General features: G+C 68.2%; 7 protein-coding genes. 4 read left to right on the top strand and 3 right to left on the bottom strand.

All coding sequences use genetic code 11. The features are described 5' to 3' along the window. Nucleotides 1-63: 63 nt before the first annotated feature. Together OZ671_RS21560 and OZ671_RS21565 are read right to left on the bottom strand one after the other, a co-directional pair. A complete protein-coding gene (locus OZ671_RS21560) occupies nucleotides 64-828 on the bottom strand; it encodes a GntR family transcriptional regulator (RefSeq protein ID WP_268862624.1) in 765 nt (254 codons plus the stop codon). Nucleotides 829-1,060: 232 nt separating this feature from the next. Next, nucleotides 1,061-1,705, bottom strand: a complete 645-nt coding sequence (locus OZ671_RS21565; protein WP_268862625.1) for a TetR/AcrR family transcriptional regulator — start codon at nucleotides 1,703-1,705, stop codon at nucleotides 1,061-1,063. Nucleotides 1,706-1,918: 213 nt separating this feature from the next. Between OZ671_RS21565 and OZ671_RS21570 the strand changes: the two genes are divergently transcribed. From OZ671_RS21570 to OZ671_RS21580, 3 genes are all read left to right on the top strand, one after another. After that, nucleotides 1,919-3,253, top strand: a complete 1,335-nt coding sequence (locus OZ671_RS21570; protein WP_103169347.1) for an MFS transporter — start codon at nucleotides 1,919-1,921, stop codon at nucleotides 3,251-3,253. 132 nt (nucleotides 3,254-3,385) lie between these two features. Beyond that, nucleotides 3,386-4,780: an FAD-binding oxidoreductase gene (locus OZ671_RS21575; protein WP_268862626.1), complete on the top strand. Its 1,395-nt coding sequence runs from the start codon at nucleotides 3,386-3,388 to the stop codon at nucleotides 4,778-4,780. Nucleotides 4,781-4,856: 76 nt separating this feature from the next. Then, complete coding sequence (locus OZ671_RS21580; RefSeq protein ID WP_268862627.1) at nucleotides 4,857-5,645, top strand: SDR family NAD(P)-dependent oxidoreductase; 789 nt, start codon at nucleotides 4,857-4,859, stop codon at nucleotides 5,643-5,645. Nucleotides 5,646-5,785: 140 nt separating this feature from the next. Here the strand turns inward: OZ671_RS21580 and OZ671_RS21585 are convergent, their stop codons facing one another. Continuing rightward, the gene (locus OZ671_RS21585) at nucleotides 5,786-6,598 is read right to left on the bottom strand and encodes a class I SAM-dependent methyltransferase (protein WP_268862628.1); all 813 of its coding nucleotides are present in this window, start codon (nucleotides 6,596-6,598) and stop codon (nucleotides 5,786-5,788) included. 302 nt (nucleotides 6,599-6,900) lie between these two features. Between OZ671_RS21585 and OZ671_RS21590 the strand changes: the two genes are divergently transcribed. Then, a complete protein-coding gene (locus OZ671_RS21590; RefSeq protein ID WP_268862629.1) occupies nucleotides 6,901-7,632 on the top strand; it encodes a phosphotransferase in 732 nt (243 codons plus the stop codon). The last annotated feature ends 205 nt before the right edge of the window (nucleotides 7,633-7,837 follow it).

Genomic DNA, 7,837 nt, shown 5'->3' on the forward strand with positions numbered 1-7,837 from the left:
GGCGGCTGCATCGGCGCTGCACATTACCGCAGCATTGCCGGCGACCGGGCGCGAGAGCAGGCCTCAGTTGCGCCGCCGCAGGGTCAGCTCGTACCGGAACCGTTCCGCCGGATGCAGGTTGACCGCGACCTGCGCCATCCGGCCATCGTCCAGCCGGTAGAAGCGGCTGATCTCGATGGCCATGCCACCGGGCTCGCTCGCGAGCAGCGCCGCCGTCTCGCGCGGCATGGCGGCCACCCGCAGAGCCTGATGCACCTCGCCGATCGTGACCTGATACATCGCCTCGATGACGGCATAGATCGGGCCGTCGCGGCCGCTGAGCCGCGGCGCTATGCCGGCATAGTCCGGATGAACGAAGACCTCCGTCCAGCAGATCGGCTCGCCGCCGGCGCCCATCGTGCTGAGCCCCTCGGTCCGCAGCCAGCGCTCGCCCGCGCGGCAGCCGAGCCGCTCCGCGAGCTTGGCATCCGCCACCACGAAGGCGAAACGGGTCACGGTGTAGTGAACCTCGGTCGTATACTGGATGAGTTCCTCCAGCGACGATACGGTGATGGTGTAGTGGACCTGCGGCACGCGCCGGATGACACGCGAGCCTGCGCCCTGGCGCGAGCGGATGAGCCCCTCGGCCTTGAGCGCGTCGAGCGCGATCCGGATCGTGTGGCGGCTGACGCCGAAGGTTCGGCAGAGTTCGTCTTCCGTCGGCAACATGTCGCCAACCGCCGGCACGCCCGCCGCAATATCCCGGCGCAGCGCGTCCGCGACGGTCCGATAGCGCGGCGCGGCGGGGCGCGTGAGCCGCCGCCCGGCCTGCATGTCCTTGCCGGGCATGCCGTGAGGTTCTCCTTGAGGCCAGAAGCAGCGGGAAGATCTTGAGTTTACACGCTGATTCCCTGCCCCTGCCATGCCGGGCAAGTTGGATCGGCGGATTTCTACGCGGTTTGCGGGCAGACAGCGCTGCATACCTGGCGCTCAAACGAAGCGCGGCCGGCCGGCGGCCTCACAAAGACCGCCATTGCCGCGCGCAAGCCCCCGAACCGGCGCGAGCGGCGCCCGCAGCGGCCTATGGCGTTTTCTTCGCCCGCGACCGCGACGCTGTCGATGCCGACACCTGGCCCGCCGCCGGCAGGATGCCGTCGAGCGCCAATGTCACATGCTCGCGGATGAAGGCTTCCGAGAGCGGTCCGTGGCCGACGAGCAGCCGGTAATAGAGCGGCGCGTAGAGCAGATCGAGCACGACGTCCGGATCCGCCGGCCTGATCAGCTTCCGGTCGATCGCCCGTCTCACCAGCGCGATGCCTTGCCGCCGGCGCGCGAGCACATAGCCGTCCCGGAAGGCCTGGGCGATCTCCGGATCGGACTGGCTCTCGGCGATGAGCGCGGCGATCATGCGCCCCGTCGCTCCCTGGAATTCCATCGCCATCGTATGGAGGCGGTGGAAGATGCTTCCCGCCTCCAGCTCCTCCGGATAGGGCAGGGCATGCTGCGACTCGCGCAGAAAGGCCGACATGATGACCGAGGCGCGGTTCGGCCACCATTTGTAGATCGTCGCCTTGCTGACCTTGGCGCGTGTTGCGATCGCCTCGACGGTCGTTGCCTGCAGCCCCTGGTGCAGCAGCAGGTCGTAGGCGGCGTCGAGCACGGCCTTTTCCGCCTCCGCGCTGCGCTTGCGGCCGCGGGACGCCTTTGCCGGTTCGGATGGCTTCACGATTGACGTCATGGGCACCGTATTTTATGAACTAAACGTTTAGTTTAGAAATTAAGCCGCCGGGAAGAAACCGCAAAGGAGGAGCGGCTGCCCGGCCAGCGGCGAGACCGTCCGGGATCGCCCGCAGTCCAAAGCCACGAAGCGGCACGCGCGGCCAGGCCGCCATGCGGCTCCGAAAAGATCGGCGACAACACAAAGCTCGAGGGAACTCCCATGGTCTCGGATTCGACCGGCCGCGACACGATCAAGCGCGTCTACTGGCGCCTCATGCCATTCCTGATCCTATGCTACATCGTGGCCTTCCTGGACCGGGTGAATGTCGGCTTCGCCGCTCTGCACATGAATGCCGATCTCGGCTTCACCGCCTATGTCTACGGCTTCGGCGCGGGCATCTTCTCCATCGGCTATTTCGTCTTCGAGGTGCCGAGCAACCTTGCCCTGCACAAGGTCGGCGCCCGCATCTGGATCCCCCGGATCATGATCACCTGGGGCCTCATATCCGCAGGATTCGCCTTTGTTTACAACGAGAACTCGTTTTACGTCATGCGCTTCCTGCTGGGCGCCGCCGAGGCCGGCTTCTTTCCCGGCATCGTCTTCTATCTCAGCAAATGGTTCCCTTCCCGCATGCTCGGCAGCGCCACGGCGGTGTTCATCCTCGGCCTGCCGGTCTCGGTGCTGATCGGGGCGCCGGTCTCCACGGCGCTGCTCGAAACCATGGGCGGGGTTGCCGGGCTGCGGAACTGGCAATGGATGTTCCTTGTCGAGGGCGGCCTCGCCGTCGTCGTCGGCATCATCGCCTACGGTGTCCTCACCAGGGGGCCGGAGGAGGCGCGCTGGCTGACCGACGAGCAGCGGGACTGGCTGGTGCGCACGCTTGCCGCCGAGCGCGCCGCAAAGGAACAGGTCAAGAGCTACGGCGTGCTGGAGACCCTGATGAGCGGCAAGGTGCTGCTGCTCGCCTTCGCGATCTTCTGCAATATCGGCGCCCTGTTCGGCGTCACCTTGTGGATGCCCCAGATCATCAAGGGATTTGGCGGCCTGTCGAACACGCAGGCGGGGCTGCTGACCGCGGTCCCCTATTTCTGCGCCGGCGCCGCCATGGTCCTCAATGGCTGGCATTCCGACAGGACGGAGGAGCGCCGCTTCCATATTCTCATTCCCGCCTGCATCGGCGGGCTCGGCCTCGCGATGGCTGGTTTCTCGCAGTCGCCGCTCGCCGGCATGATCGCCATCTGCGTCGGCGCCTCCGGCATCCTGGCGTCGAACATCCTGTTCTGGCCGCTGCCCAGCCTGTTCCTCACGGGCGCCGCCGCCGCGGCCGGCATTGCGCTGGTCAATTCGGTCGGCAATCTCGGCGGTTTCGTCGGGCCCTACATCAACGGCTGGGCGAAGGACTATTTCGGCGACTACAGCGCCAGCATGTGCGTGCTCGGCGGCATGGTCGCGCTCTATGGCGTGGTGATCTTCGCGTTCCTGAGCTCCAGGGCGCGGCCGCTCGCCCAAGCGGCGCCCCCATTCGCCCCGCACTACCAGACGAAAGCCGAATAGGCTCGGTATCCGCGGCTCCTGCAGGAGCGGCGCAAGGTGCCGTGTGAAACAGGTCCGACGAAGGCCGGCCGGACGGTTCCGACCGGTCGGCCGCCGCCGAAAACCAAAGCCATGATGAACGAGAGACCGCATATGGATTCAACAGGGCCCGGGCGCGAACGCATCGCCACCGTCGTTTCGATCCTGAGCGAGCGTTATGGCGAGCAGCTCTCGCGCAACGACACCATCTGCCGGCAGCACGCCAACGCGACGTCCTGGCACCCGGTCGAAGCACCCGACGCCGTCTTCTTTGCCGAATCCACCGACGATGTCGTGCAGGTCGTCAGCCTGTGCGCGGCCCACGCCGTGCCGGTGATCCCCTACGGGACCGGCACGTCGCTGGAGGCGGGCGTCAACGCGCCGCAGGGCGGCATCAGCCTCGATCTCAGCCGGATGAACGCGATCCTCGCCGTCAATGAGGACGACATGGACTGCGTGGTGCAGGCCGGCGTCACCAGGAAGCAGCTCAACACCCATCTCCGCTCGACCGGCCTGCACTTCCCGATCGACCCCGGAGCCGACGCCTCGATCGGCGGCATGGCGTCGACGCGCGCCTCCGGCACCAGCGCCGTGCGCTACGGCACGATGAAGGACAACGTCCTGGCGCTGACCGTGGTGATGCCCGACGGCACCGTCTGCAGGACCGGCACACGCGCGCGCAAGTCCTCGGCAGGCTACGACATGACCCGGCTGTTCGTCGGCGCCGAGGGAACGCTCGGCGTCATCACCGAGCTGACGGTCAGGCTGCATGGCATTCCGCCGGCGATCGCCGTCGCCGTCTGTGCCTTTCCGGATCTCGCCGCCGCCTGCAACGCGGTCATTTCCAGCATTCGTTACGGTCTCGCCCCGGCCCGCATCGAGCTTCTCGACGGCGTGCAGGTCCGCGCCTGCAATGCCTATTCGAAGCTCGCCATGCCGGAAAAGCCGACACTCTTCGTCGAGTTCGGCGGCACCGAGAAGGCCGTGGCCGAGCAGGTCGAGCTGTTCCGCGAGCTCGCCGGCGAGTTCGGCTGCGAATCCTTCGACGATGCCTCCGGGCCCGACGAGCGTGCGCGCCTCTGGACCGCCCGGCACGACGTCTACTGGGCCTGCCTGCAGCTCCGCCCCGGCGCGAAATTCATCGCGACCGATGTCTGCGTGCCGATTTCGCGGCTGGCGGACTGCATGGTCGAGACCCATGCCGATATCGAGGCGACCGGCCTCGTCGCGCCGATCGTCGGCCATGTCGGCGACGGCAACTTCCACGTCTCGATCATGGCCGATACGGCCGATGCCGAGGAGATGGCGCGGACCAAGGCCTTCATCGACCGGTTGAACCGCCGCGCCATCGCCATGGACGGCACCTGCACGGGCGAGCACGGCATCGGCCAGGGCAAGCGGAGGTTCCTGATGGAAGAGCTCGGCACGACGGTCGGCTACATGCGCCAGCTCAAGGCCTCGCTCGATCCGCACAACATCATGAATCCGGGCAAGATCTTCGACCGCTGAACCGTACCGACTGCCGCGGCACAGCCGCCTTGGAGGGAACCGCACGATGTCGCCGACCCAAGTCTCCCGAAACCACATGTCGAGGCAGCGCCGGGCCGGCGCCGCGATCATCGTCACCGGCGCCGCCGGCGGCATCGGCGGCGGCATAACCCGGCGCCTGATGGCGGATGGCTGGCGTGTCGTCGCCACCGATCTGAGCGCCGACAGCCTCGCAGCGCTGCGGCGCGACGGAGACGACCGGCTCGTGACGACGACGCTCGATGTCGCCAGGGCCGACGACGTCGGCAATGTCGCGGCGAAGCTTGCCGGGGACGGGATCGCGGTCGCTGGCCTCGTCAACGCGGCCGGCCTGCTGCAGGACGTCGCCTCGTTCATGGCCATGGACGAGATGGCGCAGCGGCGGATCTGGGACGTCAACTATTTCGGTGCCGTCGCCTGCACCCGGGTCTTCGCGCCGATGATGAGCGCGGCCGGGGGCGGCGCGATCGTCAACATCACCTCGATCAACGCGCTGCGTCCGCTGCCGCTGCACGCCTATGCGCCGACCAAGGTCGCGCTCGGCGCATTGACGACGCTCACGGCCGGGGAGCTCGGCCGCGCCGGCATCCGGGTCAATGCGATCGCGCCCGGCTTCACGCTGACGCCGATCCTGCGCGACAAGATCGCCAGCGGAAAGCGCGACATCGGCGCCATCGAAAAGGCGACCGCCATGGGACGGCTCGTCGAGATCGACGAGATCGCATCGGTGGCGAGCTTCCTCATGTCGGACGATGCGAGCGCCGTGACGGGCGCGTCGATCCCCGTCGATGCCGGCTGGCTGACCACCTCGCACTGGATGAACTTCGGCGACCTGCTGGGCGTGTGACGCCCCGCGGGCTGTTCCGCCTGCGCCGGAGCCCGCGGGAACGGGAATGGCCCCGCCGCGGCGATCGGCGCTGGCCGCAGGACGTGGCCAGGCGCGGCCGGCTGCCCCGCGATCCGCGCGATCATTCGACCGCCGATACGTCAGATGGCGGCCGTGATGATATGCGCCTGGATCTTTGCGGCGATCGGGCCCTGGCCGTGCCTTGCGGCGATCGCCGACGCGGCATGGTCGGTTGCCGCCTCCAGCTGTCCCGCGCCGCGCGCCTCGATTTCGGTGCGGAGAACCGTTCCATGGCAATAGGCCACCGCCGGAACGCGCGGCGAGGCCGCATGGCTCCGTTCGGCCCGCGTCTCGATCGCGATACGGGAAAAGCCGGCCGCGCCAAGGTCGCGTTCGATCAGCGCCTTGTCGTGATAGCCGTGCGGCGTGCGTGCCAGGAAGCGCGGCGGATCCTGCGGAAACAACCTTGCCAGCGCATGGGTCACGTCGTCGGCGAATTCATTCTCCTCAATGCGGTCCCAGACGCTGAACAGGAAGCATCCGCCAGGCTTCAGGACGCGCCTTGCCTCGCGATAGGCCGCCGGACGATCGGGGAAGAACATCGCGCCGAATTGGCAGCAGACGAGGTCGAAGGTTCCATCGCCGAAGGGCAGCGCCAGGGCATCCGCCTGTCGCCACGCGATGCGGCTATCGGCCGGCTGCCGTGAAGCGGCATAGTCGAGCATCGGCTGGTTGAGGTCGGTGACGACATAGCGCGCATCGGGCGCCAGCTTCGGCGCCAGGGACCGGGTGACGACCCCGGTGCCCGCCGCGACCTCGAGAACGGCGCCGGGCAGGAGCGCCGCGGCCCGCTGCGCGAGATCACCGGCATAGGGCTCGAAGATCAGCGGCACCATGTGGCGGTCGTAGCTTTCCGGGATCGAGCCGGCGAAGGCCTTGTCGGATTCGAGCATTGTCGTCCTCCGCCAACCGTCGTGGTCCGACGACCTTGGCATAGCGACCCTTGCTGTTCGCCGACATGACCGGCGCCCTTGGCGGGAACGCCCCGCCGCCGGCAGCCGTCATCTTGGAGTGCTCCCAGCCGTGAGGTCGCATCGCGCCGTCCTTGCCGCGTTTCGGATCGACCGCTCTCGCAGCCCTCTTTTGTCGCCGGCGATCCGGAACTGACGCCGGCACGGACCGCGACCGACGGTCGGCGGTTGCCATGGACTCCGCTAAGGTCGAGCGCCAATCGGGTTGATCGAGGATGTTGCCGGTGGGATGGGAAGCACTCGGGCGATGGGCCGAAGACGCCGTCCGCATGGAACGGCTCTCCGGCGGAGTGGCCAACGACGTATGGAGCGTGCGCGTCCGCGGGCGCCTCGCGGTCGGCCGTCTCGGTGCCAGGAGCGACGCCGATCTCGCCTGGGAGACCGCGCTCCTGCAGCATCTCGACCGTGAAGGCCTGGCCGTGCCGGTGCCGATCGCGACGATGGATGGCCGGCTGTTCGCGGACGGCCTGATGGTCATGACCTATGTGGTGGGCGAGCCGCCTGAGACGGAGACCGACTGGCGCCGTGTGGCCGAGACGCTCCGTCAGGTGCATCGGCTGACGCGGGGCTGGCCGCAGCGTCCTGGCTGGCGGTCCTCGACCGACCTCCTGCGCGCCGAGGCCGGGACGCGGATCGACCTCCGCGCCATGCCGCCTGATGGCGTCGCGCGATGCCGGGCGGCGTGGGCACGGCTCAGCGGACGCCCAACATGCGTTGTCCACGGCGATCCCAATCCGCGCAACATCCGCATGACCGCTGATCGGGTCGCGCTGATCGACTGGGACGAGTCGCATGTCGACATCCCCGACCTTGACCTGGCACTGCCGCACAACGCCGCTGGCCTCGATGCCGAGGCCCATGACGCCGCCGCGCAGGCATCGGCCGCGTGGCAAGCCGCCGTCTGCTGGGATGACGAATATTCGCGCAAGCGGCTTGCGGAGGTTCGGGCGGTCTGACCGGCGGCCGCAGATGGCGGGACGGCGCGAGGAGCAAATTCTCCGGGGCCGGTCGACCGTCCGGAGCCGATCGCTCCTCGCAAGGCCGGTTCCGGGACTGGACGCGTGTCCTGCCGGGGCCGGGCGTTGGGAGCGGAGCGGAACGATCGCTGCTTCGGGCGTTGTGGCGGGCGCGCTTTCGCAGCTCGCGCATCTGCGTGGGGAG

This window comes from Phreatobacter sp. AB_2022a (genome assembly GCF_026847585.1).
Lineage (GTDB): Bacteria > Pseudomonadota > Alphaproteobacteria > Rhizobiales > Phreatobacteraceae > Phreatobacter.